This is a genomic window from Streptomyces sp. NPDC058637 (assembly GCF_042717325.1).
Lineage (GTDB): Bacteria > Actinomycetota > Actinomycetes > Streptomycetales > Streptomycetaceae > Streptomyces.
In genome coordinates this window covers 102,227-126,173 of record NZ_JBHXRD010000012.1, presented here as the reverse complement: position 1 = coordinate 126,173, position 23,947 = coordinate 102,227, and the positions used below count along the sequence as shown (strand labels likewise).

Sequence of the window (23,947 nt, the reverse complement as noted above, 5' to 3'; positions counted from 1 at the left end):
GCCTATCGGCCCCGCGGAGCCGGCTCGTCCAGCAGGAGCTTTTCGAGCTCCGGCCGGCCGGGCAGGGCGGTGGGCCGGGCGGTCTCCCCGGTGCGTACGTAGAGGAAGGTGGCGGTGACCGCCTCCAGTGGCAGCTCGTTCAGTTCCGCCCAGGCCAGACGGTAGACGGCGAGCTGGAGCGGGTCGGCCGTGCGGTGCCGGCTGGTCTTCCAGTCGACGATCTCGTAGGTGTCGCCCGTGCGGTACACCGCGTCGATCCGGCCCCTGATCACCCGGCCCGCGAGGGTGATCTGGAAGGGCGTCTCGACGCGGTACGGAGTGCGCCGGGCGTACGCGGTGCGCTCGAAGGCTTCCTTGAGTTCGGCGAGGTCGCGTTCGTCGGCGATCTCCGCGTCGTTGTCCTCGCCGCCGGGGAGTTCGTCGGGGCCGAGCATGGGCAGCGGCAGTTCCTCGAACCGGGACTCCACCCAGGCGTGGAACCGGGTCCCGCGCCGGGCCGCGGGCTGCGGGGGCCGGGGCATGGGGCGGGCCAGCTCCCGGGCGAATCCTTCGGGGTCATCGGCGAGGTGCAGCAGCTGGGTGGCGGAGAGCGTGGCCGGTACGAGGACGTCGCGCACGGTCGCGCGGGCGCGGCGCAGCTCTCCGGCGAGGGCGTCGAGGTCACGGTCCCAGGAGGCCAGGGCGCGGGACTCCTCCGGGGTGAGGCCGGTGTCCACGGGGGCGCGGGCGGCGGGGATGTGCGGGGCGTGCGGTTCCGGGGCGGACGGCGGGGCGGACGGCGGGGTGCTCGGAGAAGTAGCCGGAGGGGTGGGCGACCCGTCGGGGAACGGGTCCGCGTAGGGCGCCTCGGCCTCCTCGTACGCAGGCTCCTGTTCGTACGGGGGCTCCTCCTCCCAGTACGGCGGCTCGGCCTCGTCGGGCTCGTGGAACTCGTCGGACTCGCCGAACGCCCCGTACGGAGTCTCCGCGGGCGCGGGCACCGCGTCGTGCACGTCGTCCGGCACCGGCGTGGCCGCCAGGGCCTCCAGGTGGGCCAGCACCGTGTCCCTCGCGGCGCGGCGGCGGGCCATGGCGGTGTCGTCCAGGGGGAGCGGCCAGGCCTGGTCGGCGTCGTTCTCCTGGAGCGCCGGGTTCTCCTCGTCCTCCTCGGGCTCGTCCGCCCAGACCTCGATCTCCCCGTGTCCGGCCACACAGTGCTCGTACAGCGCGTCCAGGAAGGCGGACGGGCCGCGGGGCTTCTTCTGGGACGAGCCCCACCAGTGGCCGGAGCCGAGGAGCAGGCTGCGGGGGCGGGTGAAGGTCACATAGCCGAGGCGGAGCTCCTCGGTGTGCTGGTGGGCCTTCATCTCGTCCTTGAAGGCCTTGAGGCCCTTGGCGTCCCAGGAGTCGACGACCGGGAGCGTGGCCGTGTCGCCGCGCAGGGCGTGCGGCAGCACCTGGGACTGCGAGGTCCAGGCCTCCCGGGACCGGCTGCCGGGGAACTGGCCGGTGACCAGGCCGGGCACGGCGACGACGTCCCATTCCAGGCCCTTGGACTTGTGGGCGGTCAGGACCTTGACGGTGTCCTCGCCGCCGGGAAGCGCGTTGTCCAGGCCCTTCTCGTACTGCGCGGCGGTACGCAGGAAGCCGAGGAAGGCGAGCAGGGACGCTTCTCCGTCGACCGCGGCGAAGCCCGCCGCGACGTCCAGGAAGTTGGCGAGGGTCTCACGGCGGCGGGCCGCCAGGGCGTGCGGTGACGCGGAGAGCTCCACTTCGAGGCCGGTGGTGGCCAGGACGCGGTGCAGCACGTCCATGAGCGGGTCGGCCAGCGAACGGCGCAGGTCCCGGAGCTCGGTGGCGAGGCGGGCGAAGCGGACGCGGGCCTCCGCGGAGAACGGCAGCCGGTCGTCCTCGGTGCCGCCGGACTCCAGGAAGGTGTCGAGGGCGTCGGCCAGCGAGATCACCTCGGCGGGGTCGATGCCCTCGACGGCTTCGGCGAGACGCCGGTCCGGGTCGAAGTCGTCGTCGCCGTGGGAGGAGCGGTGGACGAGGAGACGGGCCCGCCGTCCCAGGAGCGCGAGGTCCCGGGGGCCGATCCGCCAGCGCGGGCCGGTCAGCAGCCGGACCAGGGAGGCGTTGGCGCCGGGGTCCTGGAGCACTTCGCAGACCGCGACGAGGTCGGCGACCTCCGGGAGGTGCAGCAGGCCGGACAGACCGACGACCTCGACCGGGACGTCCCTGGCGACGAGGGCGGCCTGGATCCGGGGGAAGTCCCCGGCGGTCCGGCACAGGACGGCGATCTCCCCGGGCGGGGTGCCTGTCCGCACGAGGTGGGCGAGGGAGTCGCCGAGCCAGTCGATCTCCTCGGCGTGCGTGCGCAGCAGGGCGCACCGGACCGTGCCGTCCCGCTCGGCGCCGGGTGCGGGGCGCAGGGCCTCGACCCCCTCGTGCATGGCGCGCAGGGGGTCGGCGAGGCCGTTGGCGAGGTGCAGGAGGCGCCCGCCGCTGCGGCGGTTCTCGCTGAGGGAGTAGCGGGTGGCGGGGGTGCCGTCGGCGTGCGGGAAGTGGTGCGGGAAGTCGTCGAGGTTGGCGACCGACGCGCCGCGCCAGCCGTAGATCGCCTGGCACGGGTCGCCGACGGCGGTGACCGCGTGACCGGCCGTGCCTTCGCCCGACCCGCCGAACAGCCCGGCGAGGAGGAGGCGCTGGGCGACGGAGGTGTCCTGGTACTCGTCGAGCAGGACGACCCGGAATTCGTCGCGCAGGATCGCGCCGACCTCGGGCCGGGTGAGCGCCAGCTCGGCCGAGAGGGCGATCTGGTCGCCGAAGTCGAGGAGGTCGCGGCTGCGTTTGGCCGCCCGGTAGCGCCGGGTCAGTTCGAGGAGTTCACGGCGGGCCTGGGCCGTCTCGGGGATCTTGCGCAGCTCGGCGTTGGTGAGCCTGGCCGTTTCGAGCGTGTGGAGGAGCTCGGTGTCGTACTCCGCGAGCTCCTCGGGGCGTACGAGGTGCTCTGCGAGCTCGGCGTCCAGGGCCAGCAGGTCGCTGACGAGCGTGGGGAAGGACCTGGTCAGCGCGGGGTAGGGGCCGGGGGCCTCGCGCAGCACCCGGGCGGCGAGCTGGTAGCGGGTGGCGTCGGCGAGGAGGCGTGTGGTGGGTTCGAGACCGATCCGCAGACCGTGCTCGGTGAGCAGCCGTCCGGCGAAGGCGTGGTACGTGGAGATGCTGGGTTCGCCCGGCGGGTTGTCCGGGTCGATGACGTCGGGGTCGGTGACCCCGGCGGCGACGAGGGCCCTGCGGACCCGCTCGGAGAGCTCGCCCGCCGCCTTGTTCGTGAACGTCAGGCCGAGGACCTGCTCGGGGGCGACCTGCCCGGTGCCGACCAGCCAGACCACCCGGGCGGCCATCACGGTGGTCTTCCCGGAACCGGCTCCGGCCACGATCACCTGCGGGGCGGGCGGCGCGGTGATGCAGGCCGTCTGCTCCGGGGTGAACGGGATCCCCAGGAGCTCCTTGAGCTGCTCGGGGTCGGTGATACGCGGGGACACCCCAGAGAGGCTAACCGGAAACACTGACAGAGCCGCCCTGACCGGACGTCACCCGAAGCCCCGCCCGCCGGCCCGGACGTCACCCGCAGCCCCGCCGGCCCGTGCGGACTCCGGCGCCCCGCCCGCCGCCCCGTGCGGGGCGGGCGTCACTCGATGACCTGTCGGCCTTCCGGCTGTGCGCTGCACGAGGCACGGAATGTGCAGTGGCCGCAGTGCTGGCCGGTCGTGGGCGTGAACCGTTCGTCCAGGACCTTGCCGGCCGCCGTCGCCAGCAGGCCCGAGACCCACTCCCCCGACAGGGGTTCCTGGGCCTGCACCTTGGGAAAGGCGTCGCCACCCTCCTTCTTCGGGGCCGGCTGGCGCAGCTGTACGAGTTCGGCGCCGCCGGACTCGGGGCGGTGGCCGTCGAAGACCTCGTCCACGGCCCCTTCCCTGACCGCGAGCTGGTACACGGCGAGCTGGGGGTGCGCGGCCACCTCGTCCTTGGTCGGCGCACCCTTCCCGGTCTTGAAGTCGACGACGTACGCCCGGCCCTCGGTGTCCTGCTCGACCCGGTCCATGGAGCCCCGGATGCGTACGGCGTACTCACCCGCCTCGAGGGTGACGTCGAAGTCGTGCTCGCTGGCGGCGGCGGTCCGGCCGGACCGGTCCATGACGTGCCAGCGCAGGAAGCGCTCCAGGGCGGCGCGCGCCTGGTCCTTCTCCTGCCGGGACTTCCAGGGGGCGTCGAAGACCAGGCCGTTCCACACGGAGTCCAGGCGCTCCATCAGGACGTCGAGATCGGCGGCGGTACGCCCGGAGGCCACCTCGTCGGCGAGCACGTGGACGACGTTGCCGAAGCCCTGCGCGGCCGTCGCCGGGGCGTCGGCCTTCACCTCACGGCCGAGGAACCACTGGAGGGCGCAGGTGTTGGCGAGCTGGTCGAGCGCGCTCCCGGAGAGCGCGACGGGGTGGTCGCGGTCGCGCAGCGGGATCTCGGAGCGGGTCGGCTCGTCGAGTCCCCACCAGCGGTACGGGTGGGCCGCGGGCACGAGCGGCTGGTCCTCGTCGTCGGTGAGTGCGGCGAGCCGCGCGAGCCGGTGGGCGGCGGCGTCGCGCAGGGCGGCCGAGGCCCCGGGGTCGACGGTCGTCGCCCTGAGCTCGGCGACGAGCGCGGCCACGGCCAGGGGGCGCCGCGGCCGGCCGGTGACGTCGCGGGGCTCGGCCCCGAGTTCGGTGAGGAAGCGGGAGGGCTGGTCGCCGTCGTCGGCGGGGGCCTTGACCGCGGTGACGACGAGACGTTCCCGGGCACGGGTCGCCGCGACGTAGAAGAGGCGCCGCTCCTCGGCCAGGAGCGCTCCCGGGGTGAGCGGTTCGGCCAGTCCGTCGCGCCCGATCCGGTCCGCCTCCAGGAGCGAGCCGCGGCGGCGCAGGTCGGGCCAGAGGCCTTCCTGGAGGCCTGCCACGACGACCAGACGCCACTCCAGCCCCTTGGAACGGTGCGCGGTCATCAGACGTACGGCGTCGGGGCGCACATGGCGACGGGACAGGGTGTCGGCCGCGATGTCCTGGGCGTCGACCTCTTCCAGGAAGTTGAGTGCGCCGCGTCCCCCGGTGCGTTCCTCGGCACGGGCCGCGGTCTCGAAGAGGGCGCAGACGGCGTCGAGGTCCCGGTCGGCGTTCCGGCCGCCGGCACCGCCGCGCAGCGCGGCCCGCTCCAGCCTGCCCGGCCAGGGGGTGCCGTTCCACAGGGTCCACAGGGCTTCCTCGGCGGTGCCGCCGCCCTCCAGGAGTTCACGGGCCTTGCGCAGGAGTGCGCCGAGGCGCTGGGCGCCGCGGGCGTACGCCGGATCGTGCGTGACGAGCCGCTCGGGCTCGGCGAGCGCCCGGGCCAGCAGTTGTCCGGAGGGCGGCGGTACGCGGTTGCCGGCGGCCCGTTCCTCGTCGCGCAGCGCCCGGCCGAGACGGCGCAGGTCGGCGGCGTCCATGGAGCCGAGGGGCGAGGTGAGGAGTGTGAGAGCGGTCTCGGTGTCGAACAAGCTCGTGGCCGCATCCGGACCCGCGCCCCCGTCCGGGTCCGCGACCCCGTCCGGGTCCGCGACCGTGGCCTCGCCGGGATCCACGCCGGGTTCCCCACCCGAGTCGCCGTCGGACGACACCGCACCGGCATCGACGACCGCACCGGCCGACCCGCCCGTACCGTTCAGGGCCGCCGTGGCGACCGTGCGCAGCGCGGTCAGCAGCGGGGCGACCGCCGGCTCGTGGCGCAGCGGGAGATCGTCACCGTCCACCTCCAACGGCACGCCCGCGGAGGTGAGCGCCCGGCGCACGGCGGGGATCGAACGCCCGCCGGCGCGTACGAGGACGGCCATGTCCCGCCACGGCACACCGTCCTCGAGGTGCGCGCGCCGCAGCAGGTCGGCGATGTTCTCCAGCTCGGTGGAGGCCGTCGGGTAGGTGTACGCCTCGACGCGGCCGCCGTCCCGCACGGCGGTCAGCTCACGGTGGGCACGGACCTTGTCCGAGGGCAGGCGCGTGAGCGGCATCCGGCGGGTGAGCAGCCGGGTGGCGGCGACAAGCCGGGCGCCGGAGCGCCGCGAGGTGGTGAGGACACCGACCGGGGCGGGCGCGCCGTCGGCCCTGCGGAAGGTGTCGGGGAAGTCGAGGATGCCGTTCACGTCGGCACCCCGGAACGCGTAGATCGACTGGTCGGGGTCGCCGAAGGCGATCAGGGTCCGGCCTCCCCCGGTGCCCGGGCCCCTTCCCCGGTTGCCGGCCAGCGCGTGCAGCAGCCGCACCTGGGCCGGGTCCGTGTCCTGGTACTCGTCGACGAACACGGCGTCGTAGCTCCGGGCCAGCAGCGACGCCACCTCGGGCCGTTCGGCGAGCAGGACCGCCCGGTGGACCAGTTCCGCGTAGTCCAGCACTCCCTGGGCGTCGAGGATGTCCAGGTACTCGGCGAGGAACTGCGCGGCGGCGCTCCAGTCCGGCCGGCCGGTGCGGCGGGCGAAGGCGGCGAGGGCGTCCGGGCCGAGGCCCAGTTCGCGGCTGCGGGCCAGCACGGCACGTACCTCGTCGGCGAAGCCCCGGGTGGTCAGGCAGGCCCGCAGCTCGTCGGGCCAACGGACGTGGGCGAGCCCCGCCTTTTCCAGGCCGAGCTGTCCGGCGAGCAGTTCACGGACCGTGACGTCCTGTTCCGGTCCGGAGAGCAGGCGCAGCGGGTCGGCGAACAGGTCGGCGTCCTGGTGGGCGCGGACGAGGGCGTAGCAGTACGAGTGGAAGGTGGTGGCCTGCGGGCCACGGGTGCCGCCCATCCGGGAGGCCATCCGGTCCCGCAGCTCGACCGCCGCCTTGCGACTGAAGGTGAGGACCAGGATGCGGGCGGGATCGGTACCCGCGGCCACCCGCGCCGCGACCGCCTCGACGAGCGTCGTGGTCTTGCCCGTGCCCGGTCCGGCGAGGACCAGCAGCGGGCCGTCCCGGTGATCAACCACCGCGCGTTGCGGTGCGTCCAGGAGAGGGGGGTCCACCGAACCCGGCGGCGTACGCACCAGCCGGTACGCGCCCGGGGCCCGCCGCCGTGTCTGACGGTGCGGGCTGTTCCGGGTGGTGGAGGAGGAGCTCACGTGGATCGCCGGTCCTGGTGGGTGTGCGAGGGTCTGCCGCCGGGTCTGCTCGGTCGCCGGACACGCCGCTACGGCGGGTGGCCGGGACGACGGGCGCGCGGGGAGACGAACGGAACCGATGGAACGAACGGTACGAGGGTGGGGAGCGCGGTGCGCGTGGACGACGCTACGCCAGCGGCGGGGCGGAACGCGGTGGATGCGCCGCGTCGCTCGTCACGTGCGCGTGCCGACAACCCCCGGCGTTCCCCGTACCGGCCCGGCGCCCGGCCCGGTGGGGTCCGATGGCCGAAGCTGTCAGGTGTGAGCTTCCTCGCCCCCGTCCGGACCGTCTCCGCCGTCCCACCTGGCGCGTTTCATGTCGAGGCGCGGCAGGTGCCCGTCCGCGCCCGGCGGGGCTTCGCGCAACGGCGTGCCCTCCGCGCGGTAGTGGTCCAGCGCCCGCAGCTCGTGTCCCGGCAGGAGCGCCCCGTCGGCCCGCACCACGCGCCACCACGGCACCGCGGAGCCGTACAGCGCCATGACCCGGCCGACCTGTCTCGGTCCGCCGTCCCCGAGCCACTCCGCGACATCGCCGTACGTCATCACGCGGCCGGCCGGGATCAGGTCGGCGACGTCCAGGACCCGCTCGGCGTACGGAGGCAGCTCGGCGGTCTCCGGGGCCGCGGGTGCGGCGTCCGCGGATCCGCCGCTCTTCCGGTTCTCGCTCATCCGCCCCATCCTGCCGTACGCCACCGACAGTCGTACCGGTTCGGTATCACCCTGGTCACGCAGCGTGCGCGCGGGAGTGAAGCAGCGTATGTTGCCCATCTCGCGCCCGCGCAATGCACCCTGATGCCCCCCTCTGTCTGCAGGCCGTGCCACCATCATGCGGGCGGTGACCGGTGATACGAGAACACGAAGACCAATCAGAGGCGACGAAGGAGCAGGGCGTGCAGCCACCGAAGGCGGCCGACGCCTCTGACGCCGAGCCGCGTCCGACGGGCGCGGACACCCCGGGCGCCGGGAGCGCTTCCGAGGAGTCGGAGGAGCACCTCGCGGGCTCGACCCTGGCATCGGCCGACGGGGCGCTGACGGACCGGGTGTCGGGCGACGAGCCGCTGCTGCCCGCCCGGGTGCACCGCCCCTCCGATCTGCTGCGGCTCCTGGTCGGTGTCCTCGCGATCGCCCTGCTCTTCTCCATCGCGGCCTTCGCCCAGGGCACCACCACCGGCCTCGAGGACGACATCTCCAAGGGCACGGACCAGGCGCCCGACCTGCTGATCAAGCTCGCCGGGCTGGTGTCCAGCATCGCCGTGCTGCTCGTGCCGGTCGCCTTCGCGATCGAGCGGCTCGTCAAACGTGACGGGCTGCGCATCGCGGACGGCGTGCTCGCCGCCGTACTGGCCCACGGGGTGACCCTGGCCACCGATCTCTGGGTCGCCAGGTCGGCCTCCGGGACGATCAGGGACGCGCTGACCCAGCCCCAGCCCGGTGACGCGCTCACCGACCCCGTGCACGGCTATCTCGCGCCCGTCATCGCCTACATGACGGCGGTCGGGATGGCCCGCAGACCGCGGTGGCGGGTCGTGCTGTGGGTGGTGCTGCTGCTGGACGCCTTCGCGATGCTGGTCGGCGGGTACACCACACCGTTCTCGATCGTCCTCACCGTGCTGATCGGCTGGACGGTGGCGTACGGCACGCTCTACGCGGTCGGCTCGCCGAACGTCCGGCCGACCGGCCAGCACCTGATGGCCGGTCTGCGCCACGTCGGTTTCCGTCCGGTCGCCGCGATGCGCACCGAGGACGCGCCCGACAACATCGACCAGATCGACCGGGGCCGCAGCTATCTGGTCACCCTGGAGGACGGTCCACCGCTGGACGTGACGGTCGTCGACCGTGAACAGCAGGCCCAGGGCTTCTTCTACCGGGTGTGGCGCAGGCTCACCCTGCGCAGCATCACCCAGCGCCGCTCCATCCAGTCGCTGCGCCAGGCCCTGGAGCAGGAGGCGCTGCTCGCGTACGCGGCGATCGCCGCCGGGGCCAACGCGCCCAAGCTCATCGCCACGTCCGAGCTGGGCCCCGACGCCGTGATGCTGGTGTACGAGCACATCGGCGGGCGTTCGCTGGACGCCATGGAGGACGAGGAGATCACCGACGAGCTGCTGCGGGGCGCCTGGCGGCAGGTGCGGGCGCTGCAGTCGCGGCGGATCGCGCACCGCAGGCTCACCGGGGACGCGATTCTGGTGGATCGTTCCGGCACGGTGTTCGTCACGGACCTGCGCGGCGGGGAGATCGCCGCCGGTGACCTGATCCTGCGCATGGACGTCGCCCAGCTGCTCACCACCACCGGGCTGCGGGTGGGCGCCGAACGGGCCGTCGCGGGCGCCCTCGCGGTGCTCGGGCCGGACGCCGTCGCCGACTCCCTGCCCCTGCTCCAGCCGATCGCGCTCAGCCGTTCCACCCGGGCGACGCTGCGCCGGACCGCCCGGGAGCGCTCGCAGCGCGAGCGGGAGGCCGTGCTGGAGGCGTCGCAGGCCACCAAGCAGGCGAAGGCGGGGGAGCACGGGGCGGCCGGCGACGACCGCAAGACGGCACGCAAGTCGCTGCGCACGGAGAAGCAGGCCGAGAAGCGGGCGATCGACGATGCCCTGGACGAGGCGCGCGAAGAGGATCTGCTCGCCCAGATCCGCCGGGAGGTACTGCTGATCCGGCCGCAGGCGCCGGTCGAACCGGTGCGGCTCGAACGCATCAAACCACGCACCCTGTTCAGTTTCATCGCAGGTTCGATCGCCGCGTACTTCCTGATCTCACAGGTCACCGAGGCGAACTTCAGCACGGTCGTGGAGCAGGCGGAGTGGGGCTGGGTGGCGGCGGCACTGGGCTTCTCGGCCCTGAGCTACATCGCCGCGGCCATGAGCCTGCTGGGCTTCGTGCCCGAGCGGGTGCCGTTCAGGAAGACCGTGGTGGCACAGGTCGCCGGGTCCTTCGTGAAGATCGTCGCGCCGGCCGCGGTCGGAGGCGTGGCGCTGAACACGCGCTTCCTGCAACGCGCCGGAGTGCGCCCGGGGCTCGCCGTCGCGAGTGTCGGCGCCTCCCAGCTGTTCGGCCTCGGCTGCCACATCCTGCTGCTGGCCCTGTTCGGTTATCTGACCGGTACGGAGAGGACACCGGACTCGCTCACCCCGTCGAGAACGGTCATCGCGGGGCTGCTCACCGCCGCGGTGCTCGTGCTGGTGGTGACCGCGATCCCCTTCCTGCGGAAGTTCGTCGTGACCCGGGTGCGGTCGCTGTTCGCCGGGGTCGTACCGCGCATGCTCGACGTCGTGCAGCGCCCGCAGAAGCTGGTCACCGGCATCGGCGGCATGCTGCTGCTGACCGGCCTGTTCGTCCTCTGCCTGGACGCGTCGATCCGCGCGTTCAGCGGTCCCGATGTGCCGCAGCTCAGTTATGCCAGCATCGCGGTGGTCTTCCTCGCGGGCAACGCCATCGGGTCGGCGGCACCCACCCCGGGCGGTATGGGCGCGGTCGAGGGCGCGCTGACCCTGGGGCTGATCGCGGTCGGCCTGCCGAGCGAAGTCGCGGCGCCGGCGGTGCTGCTGTACCGCGTGATGACGCTGTGGCTGCCGGTGCTCCCGGGCTGGATCTGTTTCAACCAGCTGACGCGCAAGGGAGAGCTCTAGGACCGACGGAGCGGGCGCGCGGGCCACTCGCATGGACCGCGCCCCGCGCGGTCCCCGGCGCCCCGCCGCACGATGGGGTCATGAGGACCTCCCCCGCCCTGCGCGCCGCTGCCCTCGCCGCCACCACCGCCGTGCTCCTGCCCCTGGCCGGCTGTTCGGACGGAGACGACGGCGGGGGTACGGACCGGGACACACCCTCCGCCGCGTCGACGGCGTCCCCCACCGCGACACCGCGGAAGCTGGCGGACCAGAAGCTCGACTGGGAGCCCTGCACCGCCCCGAGCGAGGCCCAGGGCAGCGGCACCACGCCCTCCCCCCTGCCGGGCGGCACGACCTGGGAGTGCTCCTTCATGGACGCGCCGCTGGACTACGGGGATCCGGACGGCAGGACCATCGAGCTGGCGCTCATCCGCGCCGCGGCCAGGAACCAGGACCGGCGGATCGGCTCCCTCGTCTTCAACTTCGGCGGTCCGGGCGCCTCCGGTGTCGCCACGCTGCCGTCCTTCAACACCGCGTACGACTCGCTCCGCACCCGGTACGACCTGGTGAGCTTCGACCCGCGTGGGGTCGGCCGCAGCGAGGGAGTCGAATGCTCGGACGACGACGCGCTCGACGCGCGGTACGAGAGCGACGGCACCCCGGACGACGCGAAGGAGGAGCAGGCCTTCGTCGACGACCTGAAGTCCTACATCGCGGACTGCGAGGAGAACTCCGGGGACGAACTGCCCTACGTCGGCACGACGAACGCCGCCCGGGACATGGACCTGATGCGCCATGTGCTCGGCGACGACAAGCTGTACTACTTCGGGATCTCGTACGGCACCGAACTGGGCGGTGTCTACGCCCATCTGTTCCCCCGGAACGTCGGCCGCGCCGTCCTGGACGCCGTCGTCGACCCCACGGAGGACTCCGAACAGTCCTCGCTCGGCCAGGCCGAGGGCTTCCAGCTCGCCCTGGACAACTTCACCGCCGACTGCGCGGAGCGCGACGACTGCAAGCTCCCCGGAACCACGGCGCAGGAGGTCCAGGAGTGGATCGCCGATCTCCTGGCCGAGCTGGAGAAGAACCCGGTCCCGGGGCTCGGCGAACGGGAACTGACGCAGACCCAGGCCACCACCGGCATCGCGTCCGCCCTGTACTCGAAGGAGACCTGGCCGCTGCTCGAACAAGGTCTCGACGAGGCGGACGGTGACAACGGCGGGCTGCTGCTGGCCCTCGCCGACTCGCTGAACGGCCGCACCCAGGACGGCCACTACGACAATTCGAGCGCCGCCAACGTGGCTGTCAACTGCGCCGACTCCGAGCAGCGGTTCACGCTGGAGCAGACGAGGGCGGCACTTCCCGCCTTCCGGAAGGCGTCCCCCGTCTTCGGCGACTACCTGGGCTGGGGGCTGATGTCCTGCACCGGCTGGCCCGTCGCCGGCGCCTGGGAGACCCCGGACGTCAGCGCCCCGGGCTCGGCCCCGATCCTCGTCATCGGCAACACCGGGGACCCGGCGACCCCGTACGCGGGCGCGAGGGCGATGGCCGCGGAGCTGGGCAAGGGGGTCGGGATCGAGCTCACGTACAAGGGCGAGGGCCACGGCGCCTACAACGGGGGCAGTGCCTGCGTGCAGAAGGCCGTGGACGGCTATCTGCTGGAGGGTGAGGTACCGGCCTCGGGCACGGTCTGCGAGTGAGCCCCCGCACCCGGCCGTCACCAGTGGACCGTCGCTGTCGGTAGCGGCGATTAGCATGACCGGACGTCGGTAGCGCCCGGTACCCGTCCCACCGCCCAGGCGGTACCGGCCATCGGGCATCGGGGAGGGAACGCACATGCGCGTACACGGACGGGCGAGCCGGGTCGCGGTCCTGACCGGAGCGGCCCTGCTGGTGACGGGGGTTCTCGCCGGGTGCGACAGCCTTGCCCCGCCGCGGTCCGGCTCGTCCGGTGCCGGGCAGCTGGACTGGAAGCGCTGCGAGGCCCCGGAGGGTGGCAGGGAGCCCGGCGCGGACTGGCGGTGCACCACCGTCGAGGTGCCGTTGGACCACGCGAAGCCGGACGGTGACACGATCGGCATCGCGCTGATCCGCAAACAGGCGACGCGCGGGAGCGAGCGGATCGGGTCGCTCCTCTTCAACTTCGGCGGGCCCGGTGGTTCGGGCGTCGACATCCTGCCGCGCGCCGCCGGTTCGTACGGGGACCTCAACACGCGCTATGACCTGGTGAGTTTCGACCCGCGCGGTGTCGCGGGCAGCAGCGGGGTGCGCTGCCGCAGCGACGAGGAGCAGGAGCGGGCCTCCCGGGCGATCGACATGACCCCGGACACACCGGCGGAGGAGGCCGCGTTCGTCGAGGACGGCGCGGACTTCGGCGCCGGCTGCGAGCGCCTGTCCGGCACGGTGCTCCCGCACGTCGGCACGACGAACGCCGCCCGGGACATGGACGCGATCCGCGAAGCGCTCGGCGACCGGAAGCTGTCGTACTTCGGCGTCTCGTACGGTACGGAGCTCGGCGGGACGTACGCCCATCTCTTCCCGGAGAAGGTGGGACGGGTCGTGCTGGACGCCGTCGTCGATCCGACCGCCGACACGGTGGGCCATGCGCGCAACCAGGCGAGGGGCTTCCAGCGGGCGCTGGAGAACTACCTGAAGGACCGCGGTCAGGACCCCGGGGCGGGTACGCGGCGGATCACGGACCTGCTGCGGGAGATCGACCGGGCCCCGCTGCCGACCTCCTCCGGCCGGCGGCTCAACGAGACCCTCGCCCTCACCGGCATCGTGACGCCCCTCTACTCCGAGAGCAGTTGGCCACAGCTGACGAAGGCACTCGACGAGGCCGGGAACAGCGGTACGGGCGACGGACTGCTCCAGCTGGCCGACTCGTACAACGGCCGTGACGAGAGCGGGCACTACGACACCCAAAGCCACTCCCAGCGTGCGATCTCCTGTGCCGACACCAAGGCGAGGCCGACGGCGGCCGAGGCCCGGGCGCTGCTCCCCGAATTCCGGGAACTGTCGCCGGTCTTCGGCCCGTTCCTGGCGTGGGACACGGCCGGCTGGTGTGCCGACTGGCCGGTCGACGGGGAGCACGACACCCCGGAGGCGAGCGCCCCGGGGGCCGCTCCGGTACTCGTCGTCGGCACGACCGGTGACCCGGCGACACCGTACGAGGGGGCGCGGAAGATGGCCGACGAGCTGGGCGAGGGTGTCGGTGTGATGCTGACCAACGAGGGCGAGGGGCACGGCTCGTACGGCGGCAGCGATTGCGTGACGTCACTCGTGGACGCCTACCTCCTGGACGGGAAGGTCCCGGCGGACGGGCGGACCTGCTCCTGACGGTCCGCCGCACGCGGAAGGCGCGCGAACGCGGGAAGGGGCCGGCTCCCTGCGGAGCCGGCCCCTTCCCGTGCTGGTGGCGTGGTTCTAGTAGACCGGCTTCTCGGGCTCGATCTGGTGGACCCAGCCGATCACGCCGCCGCCGACGTGCACCGCGTCGGCGAAGCCCGCCGACTTGAGGACCGCGAGGACCTCGGCACTGCGGACACCGGTCTTGCAGTGCAGGACGATGCGCCTGTCCTGCGGCATGTCCTGCAGGGCGCTGCCCATCAGGAACTCGTTCTTCGGGATCAGCTTGGCGCCCGGGATCGAGACGATCTCGTACTCGTTCGGCTCGCGGACGTCGATGATCTCGATCTTCTCGTCCCCGTCGATCCACTCCTTGAGCTGCTTGGGAGTGATCGTGGAGCCGGCCGCCGCCTCCTGGGCCTCCTCGGACACGACGCCGCAGAAGGCCTCGTAGTCGATGAGCTCGGTGACGGTCGGGTTCTCGCCGCAGACCGCGCAGTCGGGGTCCTTGCGGACCTTCACCTGGCGGTACTGCATCTCCAGGGCGTCGTAGATCATCAGCCGGCCGACCAGCGGGTCACCGATACCGGCGAGCAGCTTGATGGCCTCGTTGACCTGGATGGAGCCGATGGACGCGCAGAGCACGCCCAGGACACCGCCCTCGGCGCAGGACGGGACCATGCCGGGGGGCGGCGGCTCCGGGTAGAGGCAGCGGTAGCAGGGACCGTGCTCGGACCAGAAGACGGACGCCTGGCCGTCGAAGCGGTAGATCGAACCCCACACGTAGGGCTTGTTCAGCAGGACCGCGGCGTCGTTGACGAGATAGCGGGTGGCGAAGTTGTCCGTGCCGTCCACGATCAGGTCGTACTGGGCGAAGATGTCCATCACGTTGTCGGCTTCGAGCCGCACCTCGTGAAGGATCACGTTCACCAGGGGATTGATCCCCTGCACGGTCTCCTTGGCCGACTGGGCCTTGGACTTGCCGATGTCGGCCTGGCTGTGGATGATCTGGCGCTGCAGGTTCGACTCGTCGACCTCGTCGAACTCGACGATGCCGAGCGTGCCGACACCGGCCGCGGCCATGTACATCAGGGCCGGCGAGCCGAGGCCGCCGGCACCGACACAGAGCACCTTCGCGTTCTTCAGCCGCTTCTGCCCGTCCATCCCGACATCCGGGATGATCAGGTGGCGGGAGTACCTGCGGACCTCGTCGACGGTGAGCTCAGCAGCTGGCTCGACCAAGGGTGGCAGCGACACAGGAACCTCAACAATGCAGGTGGTCGGTTTCTACGTACTTCATCTACGTACGGTTGTTTTCCCGTAACACTGCCACGCCCCTCCTCATTCCGAGATACCGGGTCCGATCCGCGAGACGAATTCGTCCCAGTAGCTGGGCAGTGCCTCGAATGGATCGGTTTGTCCCCGCGCGCCGTCCCGGTCCGTGAAGAAGATCGTGCCCGCGCCCTGCCACCGGGCGATGCGCAGGGCCTCCTCCAGGTGGGTGCGCGCGACCCCGTGGACGAAGTGCGCGAAGCGGCCGGGTTCGTACGCCGCCGTCCACTCGGGCACCTGCGCCCAGCGGTAGTCCGTCCAGGGGCCCCGGAAGGTGACCAACTGGTCGGCGGCCTCGGCGTAGCCCGGGTACGGGTGCGTGCCGTGCGCCAGGACCAGCCTGCCGCCCTCCTCGTCCGCGCTGTCGCTGTCCTCCAGGAGCGCGGCGAGGGTTGCGGTGAGCCGGCGGACGGCGTGGAGCCCGGCGCGCTCGGCCGGGCAGCGGTCGAGGTAGAAGCCGCCGACCCGGTACCAGTCGAGGAAGGACCGGGCGTCGGCGATCAGTTCGTCGAAGGGCCGGCTGCCGAAGGCCAGGTCGAGGTGGCCGAGCAGCCTGCCGCCCGCCGCCCGGACGGCGTCGTCCGGGGCCTCGCCGTGCAGGGCCCGCGCGCGGGCGTTGCGGAGCCGGCCGGCCGCCTCCAGGCAGTGCGGGTCGGGGCGGGCGCCCGGCCCGTCGTCGATGTTGAGCACCGCCCAGTGCAGCGGTGTGCCGGGGCGGCTGAGCCCCGCCCACTCGGTGGGGGCGAGCAGCGGATGGGCGTAGCCGGGGACACCGACGCCGAACCGCTCGGCGCCGCTGGTCCGCACGGCGGCACCGGCACTGGTCAGATACGGCATGCCGCCTCCATCCAGATGTCGGCGAGCGACTCCTCCAGGTTGATCCGGGGGCGCCAGCCGAGGCGGTCCCGGGCCGTGCGGACATCCGCCTGCTGCCAGGCGCCGCAGCCGTCCGGGTAGGGGGACGGGGTCGCCGAGAGGTGCTCGACGACGGACTCCGTGGAGGCGCGGGGGGCGCCGATGGGCAGCCGGGCGGGCGGCGTGTCCAGCTCGTGGAGTGCGCCCGTGTATCCGGCGACCCGGGCAAGGACGGCTGCCGCGTCCCGCAGCCGTACGGCCCGGCCGGTGCCGATGTTGACGACGCCCTGCGCGGCGGAGAGCGAAGCGGCGTGCACGGCGCGCGCCACGTCCCGTACGTCGACGAAGTCGCGCTGCACGCCGAGGCCGCTGAGCCTGAGTTCGGGATCGCCGCACTGCATGGCGCGGCGCATCGTCTCGGCGAGCCGGCCGAGCGGGGAGCCCGCCGGGGTGCCGGGGCCGACCGGGGAGAAGACCCGCAGGACGACCGCGTCCAGGCCCGAGCCGAGGACGAGTTCGGTGGCGGCGAGCTTGCTCACGCCGTACGGGCCCCCGGGCCTGGGCACGGCGTCCTCGGCGGTGGACGAGCCGGGCTGGGAGGGCCCGTACTCGGAGGCACAGCCGACCTGGACGAGCCGGGCGCTGCAGCCGCTGCGGCGCATGGCCTCGCAGACCGTGGCGACGGCGACGGTGTTGTGCCGGGTCAGGTCCCGGGCGCCCCCGCGGGTGGCACCCGCGCAGTTGACGACGACGCCGGGGTGGACCGCGTCCAGGAAGCGGGTGAGCGCCCCCGGGCTGCCGCCTGCGAGGTCGAACCGTACGTCGGCGTCGTCGCCGCGGCCGAGCGCCGTGAGGTGTACGGCGGGGTCGGCGAGCAGGCGGTCGGCGACGAAGCGGCCGAGGAATCCGTTGGCTCCGAGCAGCAGAACCCTCATCGCGCGCCCCCTCGGTGCCGACGGCGGCCTGCCGGTGCGGGGGATTGGGGGGTCATGTCCGGTGTCTCCTTGAGGAAGGGGTGTGCGGTACGGGGGTCCGCGGCGTCGGCTCCGCGGCGTGGGTGGGCGGTTCCGGCTACGCCGTGGCGTGTGCGGAGGCCCGGGAGAGGGTCACGGATGCGTGGATCAGCAGCCCGAGGGCCGCGGTGCCGCAGGCGAGCGCGGGTACGCCGCCGGTGCCCGCCACCGCCACGACTGCCTCGACCGGCCGGGCGAGGAGGTCGAGGCCGGGCAGGCGCCCGGCCAGGACGAGGAACGGGGCGGCCACTTCGACGGCGCAGGCGGCGGCGAGCCCGGTGGCGGCGGGTTCGGGGAAGCCGTGGACGGCGAGGAGCCGGGCCAGGAAGAGCAGGACGCCCAGGGCGGCCGGGGCCACGGGGGCACCGTCGCCTCCGTAGCCGAGATCGGCGAGGAGGAGCAGCGCGGCCAGGGCACACAGGAAGAGCGTGACGATGCCGAACAGCAGGGGGCGCACGCCGGCGCCGAACTCCGCCAGTACATGGCTTCCGGCCAGCCTGTGGCGCGCGTGGACCGCGAACAGGTGTGCGCACCAGGCGGCGGGGGCCACGGCGAGGGCCAGCCCGAGCAGCGGGGCGGGTGCGGCGGTCCAGTGGCCGTCGGTGCCGCCGCTGATGACCTGGGCGAGCAGGTCGTCGCCGTAGACGACATAGCCGAGGAGCCAGCAGACGTAGGGCGTGACGGTGCCGATGTCCGCCTGGGCGCGCAGGGGGCCGCTGCGGAGACAGAGCCGGAGCGCGAGGAGGACGAGCAGCGCTCCGACGGCGGTCGTCGCGAGCCGGGCCTCTCCGCCGAGGACCCCTTCGGTGCTCCGGAGCACGCCGGCGGTCGCGAGGCAGGCGGCGCCGGGCAGCAGGGCGAGCAGCGTCCATCCGGCGCGCGCCGCCGTGTCGGGCCCCGGGCCCGGCCGCGGGGGACGGGCAGCCTCGGACCGGTCGGCGCCGGGGACGCGGGCGTAGAGCTCCTCGGCCAGCGAGAAGACGTCACGGTGCCGGTAGCGGGCGGCCGTGCGGTCGGTGAGCCCGTGCGCCTCCAGGCCGGCGGCGATCTCCAGCGGGTCGACGGCCCGTTCGCAGAGTTCCCGGTGGCGGTGCATGAGCACCTTCACGGGGTCGGCCGGTCCGCGCCGCGCGGCGGGCCGACGTGCCGGGTGGTAGGCGATCTCGGGGGCGCGGACAGCGGCGGTCGCGCCTCCGGTGCGCGCCCCGGACGCGCCGTCGGCCGTCCGGGGCGCGTCCGCGGGACCGAGCTCCGGCTCGTGCCCGGTCGCACTCCCGCCGCCGGAGGCCGGAGCCGGGACGGCCGGGGGGTCGTTCGGTCTCCCCATGGGGGCTCCTCCGTGGTCATGGCCGGTCATGTCGTCACGCATCGCCGTCCCCCGCTCCGTGTGCGCCCGCGCACACGCCGTCGGCGCCCACGGCCCAGCTGGGCAGCCGTGCGGCGCCGGAGCCGACGGGTGCGGGTGACAGGTGGCCCAGCACATGGGCCTCGGGGGGTGTGGCGAACGGGCGCGGCGGGCCCTCGTGGTCCCCCACGCGCACGTCCGCCGTCCACCTGGCCGGGGCGTGCGCCACCAGGTCCAGGTAGATGCCGCGAAATGCCACCAGATTCTGTTCGACGGTGAAGAGTTCGAGCGCCCGGGCGCGCGCCGCCGCGCCGAGGCGTGCGCGGCGCTCGGGGTCGCGCAGCAGCGTGACGCAGGCGTCGGCGAGCGCCCGCGGGTTGCGCGGGGGCACCACGAGCCCCGTACCGCCGACGACTTCCACCACGGCGCCCACGTCGGTCGAGACGGTGGCCCGGCCGCAGAACATCGCCTCGACCAGGCTGATGGGGAAGCCCTCGACCACACTGGACAGGACCACGACACCGCCCGCCGCATAGGCCCCCGCGAGATCGGGCGCCTCGGGGCCGCCGACCTCCTCGAAGGTGACCGGGTCGTCGCCGACCGCGTGCGCGTCGGTGGCCGCGTCGGGGAAGAGCTGGGCGGCGAGTGCCCTGCAGTGGGCGAGGTACGCGTCGCCCTCGCCTCCCTGTACCGGCGCGCCGAAGATCCGCAGCCGGGCGTCCGGTTCGGCCCGGCGCACCTCGGCGAAGGCGTGCAGCAGCGCGATCAGGTCCTTGGCCGGCTCGACGCGCCCGATCCACACGAGCGTGTCAGGACCGCCGCCGTCGTCGCCCTCCCCCACCGGCCCGAAGCGCTCGGCCTCCATGCCCGGGTAGACCGTGCGCAGCTTCGCGCGGTCCGCCCCGCAGCGCTCCTGCCACCGGCGTACGTGGGCGTTGCCGGGGGTGATGACCGCGGCCTGGCGGTACACCTCGGAGGCCAGCCGTCCGTGGAAGTTCGCGAGCAGGGCGCGCACCGGCGCGCTGAACGGCGCGTCGGGCGCCGCGAGATAGTGCGCCCGCAGCGGCACACCGTGCTCCGTCACCAGCAGCGGCACTCCGAAGAAGCGTTTGGCCAGCAGTCCCGGCAGGGCAGCGGCGCCTCCGGAAGCCGCGTGGCAGAGGTCCACGGCGCCGAGGCTCGACTCGTCGTACCAGTCGAGGGAGAGGGGGCGCAGGGCGCGTTCGAGTTCGGCCGCGAAGGCGAGGTGGTCGGGGACGGTGGCGCCGTGGACGGTCCGGCCGGCTCCGGGGGCACGGCAGGCCGACTCCACCAGGCGCGCGGTCGCCTCCGAGCGCAGGGCCGCGTGCAGACCACCGCGCTCCCTGGCCAGTTCGGCGAGGCCGTAGAGGCCCTCCGTGAAGAGGTCCGCCCCGGCGCCCTCGGAGCGCCCGGGGCCCGTACCCGCGCAGACCGCGCCGACGAGCGCCGTCACGTGCGCCGTGAAGCGCCGTCGGTCACGCCGTCCGTACGAGCGCCCCAGGCCGGTCGCGAGCCGGCTCGGCAGGCCTCTCGGGCGCGCTGGGTGCGTGTCCGCGTCGTGCGCCCACAGCGGCGCGGTACGCACCCGGCCGACCCGGTCCGGGAGCCTGACCCTGCCCTGTTGTTCCTGGTGGGCGGAGCGGCTGAGCGCGAAGAGGTCGAACTCGTGCTGAGGGAGGCCGCGCACCAGACGGTCGCACCAGAGCCTGGACTCACCGGTCGCATACGGATAGCCACCGTCCGTGAGGAGTCCGATCCGCACGAGCACACCCCTCGATCTCCCTTGTGAGCAGCCACCGTTGATCGGCGACTCGCAGCGGGACGACCGTAAGCGGACGCACCGGTGGCGCGACGGACGGTTGTCCGTCGCACCACCGAAAGGGGTGAACCGTCGTAACTTTCCCGCCCCGGTAGCGTTCTGTCGCGATAGGGGGGACGGGAGTTACGCAGGGTCAGGCTGCGGCCAGATCCTTGCGGGCCGCGCGGCGCACCCCGCCGAGGGCCGGGACGGCGGCCAGGAGCTGTCGCGTGTAGGGGTCCTGCGGCGATCCGTACACCTCGCCGACCGCGCCCCGCTCGACGATGCGGCCCTGTCGCATCACCGCCACCCGGTCGCCGACCTGGCGTACGACCGCGAGGTCGTGGGCGATGAGGACGAGGCCGCCGCCCAGCTCACACCGGAGCTCCGGCAGGAGGGCGATCACCTGCGCCCGGGTCGTGACGTCGGGCGCGGAGACCGGTTCGTCGCACACGATCGGCTTCGGTTCGGCGGCGAGCGCACGGGCGATCCCGACCCGTCGCCGCCTCCCGCCGCTGTATTCGCGCGGGTAGCGGTCGTACGTCGTTCCGGTCGGCGTCGACCCCGACCCGTACCAGCGGTGCGCGCACCCGGTCCCGGATCCGGGTCTCGCCGCCCTCCCCCGCCACGCGGAGCGGACCGGCCACGGACTCGCCGATCCCCGTTACCGACGCGGAACGAGACGCTCGTCCCACGATGCGGACCGAGCGGCCCATCCGCCGGTCGCCGGCGACCCCGGCCGCCCGGCCCTCCGAAGCATCAGCTACCCGGATACACCCAGGGGTTGGGACGGCATTTGATGCCCTCGATCTCCAGCGTCTTGGTCTGCTGCTGCATCACGGGAGCCAGTGCGCCCGGAGTGCCACAGCTCACGTGGTTGTGCCCGAGCCGGTGCCCGACCTCGTGGTTGATGAGCATCTGACGGTAGGCCAGGAGTTTGTCGGGGCCGAATGTCGAGGCGCCCTGCGCCCATCGATAGGCGTTGATCATGACGCGGTCGGTCGCGGCGGAATCACAGGAGACGTTGTCCTCCGTGGTGTCCAGGCCGGATTTCTCGCACCAGACCCCGGTGGTGCCGGGACTGGCGAGCGTGATGACGAAAGCGGGTTCCCCGGAGGAGATCCGCTCGAAGGTCATGGCGCCGTCGTGCGCCCAACTGCGGTCGTCGTTCAGCGTCTTCTGCACGGCTTCGGCGAACAGCCCCGCATCGAGACCGAGGCCCTTCTCGACATCGATCCGGTACTTGTACTTCTGCCCCTTGCCCGGCGCCTTCGCCAGCCCGGGAACCGCTTCGAACGACCCGGTCGCCTCGAGGTCGGGAGCCAGCGGATAGGCCTTGGCCATCTTCTCCGCGTACGACATCGGCTTGACCTGCGGCTGCGGCACCTGCGGCGTCGCGCGTTCCACCGAGCGGGAGGCGTCCTCGGCGTCCTCGCGGTCGACACCCGCGGCCTGCGGGACGACCGAACCGCCGGAGTCCTGCGCCACCTGCCCGGCCACCACGACCGCGAGCACGGTGGTCACCGCGGCTGCGGCGATCCCCGTGAAGGTGCGGCCCCTGCCCGCCCTGCCGTCCCGGTCGCCGTCGAGGGCGGCCTCGTCAGGCCCGGGGGGTACGCCGTCGCCCTCGGAGCCTGCGGGTGGTGCGGGTCGCGACGGTTTGGTGTCGAACGCGTCGACGAATTCCCTGCGCGGGCCCGGTATCAGCGGGACGCCGCCGGTCCGCTGACCGCCGGGTCCCGGCGCACGCCGCTCGGCGGCACGCTGCGCGGCCTGTTGGGCCGACAGCTGCCGCGCCACGGCCTGCCGCGTGTAGGCGTCCCGGGCGGCACCCTCCGGGCCCTGCCCGCCGTCGTACCGCGGCTGCGGGCCGGTTCCCCATCCGCCGCCGGGCTCACGCTGTTCGGGATGGCCGCCCCGCGTGTGCGGGACATCGCGGAACGGCGTGTGGCCCTCCCCGGAGGGCGGTGCGGCGGAATCGCGTCTGCGCCGGCCGCCGCCGGACCCGGAACGAGGCGTGCCGCGTTCGCCGTCGCCGACGGCGGCCCCGGTGTCGCGCCCTTTGGCCTCGGCGCCCTTTCGGCTGTGTCGTCCCACGCCCCGGATCAGCTCCTGCCGCGTTCGTCGAGCAGATCCCGGAACGCCTGGGCGACCGTTTCCGGGTACTCCATCATCGCCACGTGCCCGGCATCGGGCAGTGTCAGCAGACGCGAGTCGCGGAAGGCCGCGCACGCTCTGCGTGCCATCCGGAACGAGACGAGCTGGTCCCGTCCGCCGTACACCAGCAGGGTCGGTGCGAGCACCCGCTCGCACTGGCGCCACAACCCGTGCTGCCCGCCCAGTGTGTAGGCATCGACGATGCCCCGTGCCGAGCGTGTCATGGCGTCCCAGAAGTACGGCAGCTCCAGCCGTCGCTCCATCTCGGCCACCGCATGGCGGAAGGCCTCCTCGGAGATCCGTGCCGGATCGCCGTAACAGAGTGCCATGACCCCGCGTGTGCGCTGCTCCGCGGTCCACTCCCGGGTGAGCCGGGAGAACAGGGATGCGACGCCCGGGAGTGCCAGCAGCCCCGTCGGTACGGCCGGCCGCTGCACCCGGATCTCGGGCAGGGCCGGTGAGACCAGCGTCAGGGTGCGCACCAGGTCGGGGCGTGCCGCCGCGACCCGGGTGGCAACGGCGCCGCCCAGAGAGTTGCCGAAAAGGTGAACGGGCCCCCGCCGCCCCGCGTCGAGCAGCCGGATCACCGCCCGGGCGTGTCCGGTGACCGAGTAGTTGCCGTCGTCCGGCGGCGGGGAGTCCCCGAAACCCGGCAGGTCGACCGCCTCCCCGTCGACCACGTCGGCCAGCATCGGCATCAGCGCCGACCAGTTCTGGGAGGAGCCGCCCAGGCCGTGCACATAGAGGGCGGGCGCGAGCCCGGCCGTCCGCGCGGGGCGGGCCCGCAGCGTCAGGGTGAGCCCCGGCAGCTCGACGGAGCGCAGCTTCTCACCCTCCGCGACCCGGACGGCACTGACCGTGGGCGCCACCGCGGCGGCGGCGGCGCGGATACCCGGCAGCTCGGTCGAAGACATGCGGCGATGTTACGAGACGATCACGCGCCGGTTCATGTGTTCGCGCTCACAGGCCGCATAGCGCCTGTGGAGGGATGCTCCTAGGCTTCAAGGGAAGGAAGGGAGCCACCATGACGGTCGACCCGAGCGACCCGGACACCTTCGAGGACACCGAGGACGTCCAGCCCGAGGAACGGGACCACGAGGCGCCCGAGGCGGACTCCGCCGAACAGCGCGCCGAGGTCCTGCAGAAGCGCGACGAACCGCTCACGGACATCGACCGGGACAGGGCCGACGAGGCGGACGCGGCGGAACAGGCGCGCGTCGTCGCACAGGATGAGGACGATTACCGGTAGTCCGCCCCGCTTTGCGGCATCGGTCGGCCCGCCCGTGGCTACCGGAGTGGTCCGGTCCGTGA

At 73.4% G+C, this 23,947-nt stretch carries 14 protein-coding genes and 1 pseudogene; 4 read left to right on the top strand and 11 right to left on the bottom strand.

The genetic code is table 11. The annotated features are described in order from the left end of the window. Positions 1–2 precede the first annotated feature (2 nt). The 3 genes from ACFWVP_RS14825 to ACFWVP_RS14815 all read right to left on the bottom strand — a co-directional run bounded on the left by ACFWVP_RS14825 (position 3) and on the right by ACFWVP_RS14815 (position 7,837). A complete protein-coding gene (locus tag ACFWVP_RS14825; protein ID WP_384496696.1) occupies positions 3–3,524 on the bottom strand; it encodes a UvrD-helicase domain-containing protein in 3,522 nt (1,173 codons plus the stop codon). A 146-nt stretch (positions 3,525–3,670) separates the two neighbouring features. Next, complete coding sequence (locus tag ACFWVP_RS14820; RefSeq protein ID WP_384496695.1) at positions 3,671–7,129, bottom strand: ATP-dependent helicase; 3,459 nt, start codon at positions 7,127–7,129, stop codon at positions 3,671–3,673. 294 nt (positions 7,130–7,423) lie between these two features. Next, a complete protein-coding gene (locus ACFWVP_RS14815; RefSeq protein WP_384496694.1) occupies positions 7,424–7,837 on the bottom strand; it encodes an MGMT family protein in 414 nt (137 codons plus the stop codon). Between the two features lie 221 nt (positions 7,838–8,058). Between ACFWVP_RS14815 and ACFWVP_RS14810 the strand changes: the two genes are divergently transcribed. The 3 genes from ACFWVP_RS14810 (at position 8,059) to ACFWVP_RS14800 (ending at position 14,106) form a co-directional block, all read left to right on the top strand. Continuing rightward, on the top strand, positions 8,059–10,788 hold the full coding sequence (locus tag ACFWVP_RS14810; RefSeq protein ID WP_384496692.1) for a YbhN family protein: 2,730 nt from the start codon (positions 8,059–8,061) through the stop codon (positions 10,786–10,788). An 80-nt stretch (positions 10,789–10,868) separates the two neighbouring features. Continuing rightward, positions 10,869–12,467, top strand: a complete 1,599-nt coding sequence (locus ACFWVP_RS14805) for an alpha/beta hydrolase (protein WP_384496691.1) — start codon at positions 10,869–10,871, stop codon at positions 12,465–12,467. 136 nt (positions 12,468–12,603) lie between these two features. Then, positions 12,604–14,106 (top strand): alpha/beta hydrolase, encoded by a 1,503-nt coding sequence (locus tag ACFWVP_RS14800; RefSeq protein WP_384496690.1) that lies wholly within the window; start codon positions 12,604–12,606, stop codon positions 14,104–14,106. Between the two features lie 87 nt (positions 14,107–14,193). On the opposite strand, the gene moeZ is transcribed toward ACFWVP_RS14800, so the two are convergent. The 8 genes and pseudogenes from moeZ to ACFWVP_RS14760 all read right to left on the bottom strand — a co-directional run bounded on the left by moeZ (position 14,194) and on the right by ACFWVP_RS14760 (position 23,550). Continuing rightward, positions 14,194–15,372 carry an adenylyltransferase/sulfurtransferase MoeZ gene (moeZ, locus tag ACFWVP_RS14795; RefSeq protein WP_384496689.1) on the bottom strand — a complete coding sequence of 393 codons (1,179 nt, stop codon included), beginning with the start codon at positions 15,370–15,372 and terminating at the stop codon, positions 14,194–14,196. Between the two features lie 84 nt (positions 15,373–15,456). After that, positions 15,457–16,284: a spherulation-specific family 4 protein gene (locus ACFWVP_RS14790; RefSeq protein WP_384496688.1), complete on the bottom strand. Its 828-nt coding sequence runs from the start codon at positions 16,282–16,284 to the stop codon at positions 15,457–15,459. Further along, positions 16,272–17,237 carry an NAD-dependent epimerase/dehydratase family protein gene (locus ACFWVP_RS14785; RefSeq protein ID WP_384496687.1) on the bottom strand — a complete coding sequence of 322 codons (966 nt, stop codon included), beginning with the start codon at positions 17,235–17,237 and terminating at the stop codon, positions 16,272–16,274. Before ACFWVP_RS14785 ends, ACFWVP_RS14790 begins: the two co-directional genes overlap by 13 nt. Positions 17,238–17,373: 136 nt before the next feature. Beyond that, positions 17,374–18,642 (bottom strand): hypothetical protein, encoded by a 1,269-nt coding sequence (locus tag ACFWVP_RS14780; protein ID WP_384496686.1) that lies wholly within the window; start codon positions 18,640–18,642, stop codon positions 17,374–17,376. A gap of 34 nt (positions 18,643–18,676) precedes the next feature. After that, a complete protein-coding gene (locus ACFWVP_RS14775; RefSeq protein WP_384496685.1) occupies positions 18,677–20,443 on the bottom strand; it encodes a DUF3492 domain-containing protein in 1,767 nt (588 codons plus the stop codon). A gap of 190 nt (positions 20,444–20,633) precedes the next feature. After that, positions 20,634–21,138: pseudogene (locus ACFWVP_RS14770) on the bottom strand (ATP-binding cassette domain-containing protein); the annotation flags it as partial. Between the two features lie 100 nt (positions 21,139–21,238). Continuing rightward, positions 21,239–22,576 carry a DUF3152 domain-containing protein gene (locus ACFWVP_RS14765; RefSeq protein ID WP_384496684.1) on the bottom strand — a complete coding sequence of 446 codons (1,338 nt, stop codon included), beginning with the start codon at positions 22,574–22,576 and terminating at the stop codon, positions 21,239–21,241. An 8-nt stretch (positions 22,577–22,584) separates the two neighbouring features. Next, positions 22,585–23,550, bottom strand: coding sequence for an alpha/beta fold hydrolase (locus ACFWVP_RS14760; protein ID WP_384496682.1), 966 nt, complete (start codon positions 23,548–23,550; stop codon positions 22,585–22,587). Positions 23,551–23,660: 110 nt separating this feature from the next. Between ACFWVP_RS14760 and ACFWVP_RS14755 the strand changes: the two genes are divergently transcribed. Next, positions 23,661–23,885, top strand: a complete 225-nt coding sequence (locus ACFWVP_RS14755; protein ID WP_384496680.1) for a hypothetical protein — start codon at positions 23,661–23,663, stop codon at positions 23,883–23,885. Positions 23,886–23,947 lie beyond the last annotated feature (62 nt).

Excerpts from the sequence above, each read along its gene's own strand:
- ACFWVP_RS14790 (WP_384496688.1), bottom strand. The coding sequence starts at position 16,284 with ATGCCGTATCTGACCAGTGCCGGTGCCGCCGTGCGGACCAGCGGCGCC.
- ACFWVP_RS14760 (WP_384496682.1), bottom strand. The coding sequence starts at position 23,550 with ATGTCTTCGACCGAGCTGCCGGGTATCCGCGCCGCCGCCGCCGCGGTG.
- ACFWVP_RS14800 (WP_384496690.1), top strand. The coding sequence starts at position 12,604 with ATGCGCGTACACGGACGGGCGAGCCGGGTCGCGGTCCTGACCGGAGCG.
- ACFWVP_RS14815 (WP_384496694.1), bottom strand. The coding sequence starts at position 7,837 with ATGAGCGAGAACCGGAAGAGCGGCGGATCCGCGGACGCCGCACCCGCG.
- ACFWVP_RS14755 (WP_384496680.1), top strand. The coding sequence starts at position 23,661 with ATGACGGTCGACCCGAGCGACCCGGACACCTTCGAGGACACCGAGGAC.
- ACFWVP_RS14805 (WP_384496691.1), top strand. The coding sequence starts at position 10,869 with ATGAGGACCTCCCCCGCCCTGCGCGCCGCTGCCCTCGCCGCCACCACC.
- ACFWVP_RS14780 (WP_384496686.1), bottom strand. The coding sequence starts at position 18,642 with ATGGGGAGACCGAACGACCCCCCGGCCGTCCCGGCTCCGGCCTCCGGC.
- ACFWVP_RS14785 (WP_384496687.1), bottom strand. The coding sequence starts at position 17,237 with ATGAGGGTTCTGCTGCTCGGAGCCAACGGATTCCTCGGCCGCTTCGTC.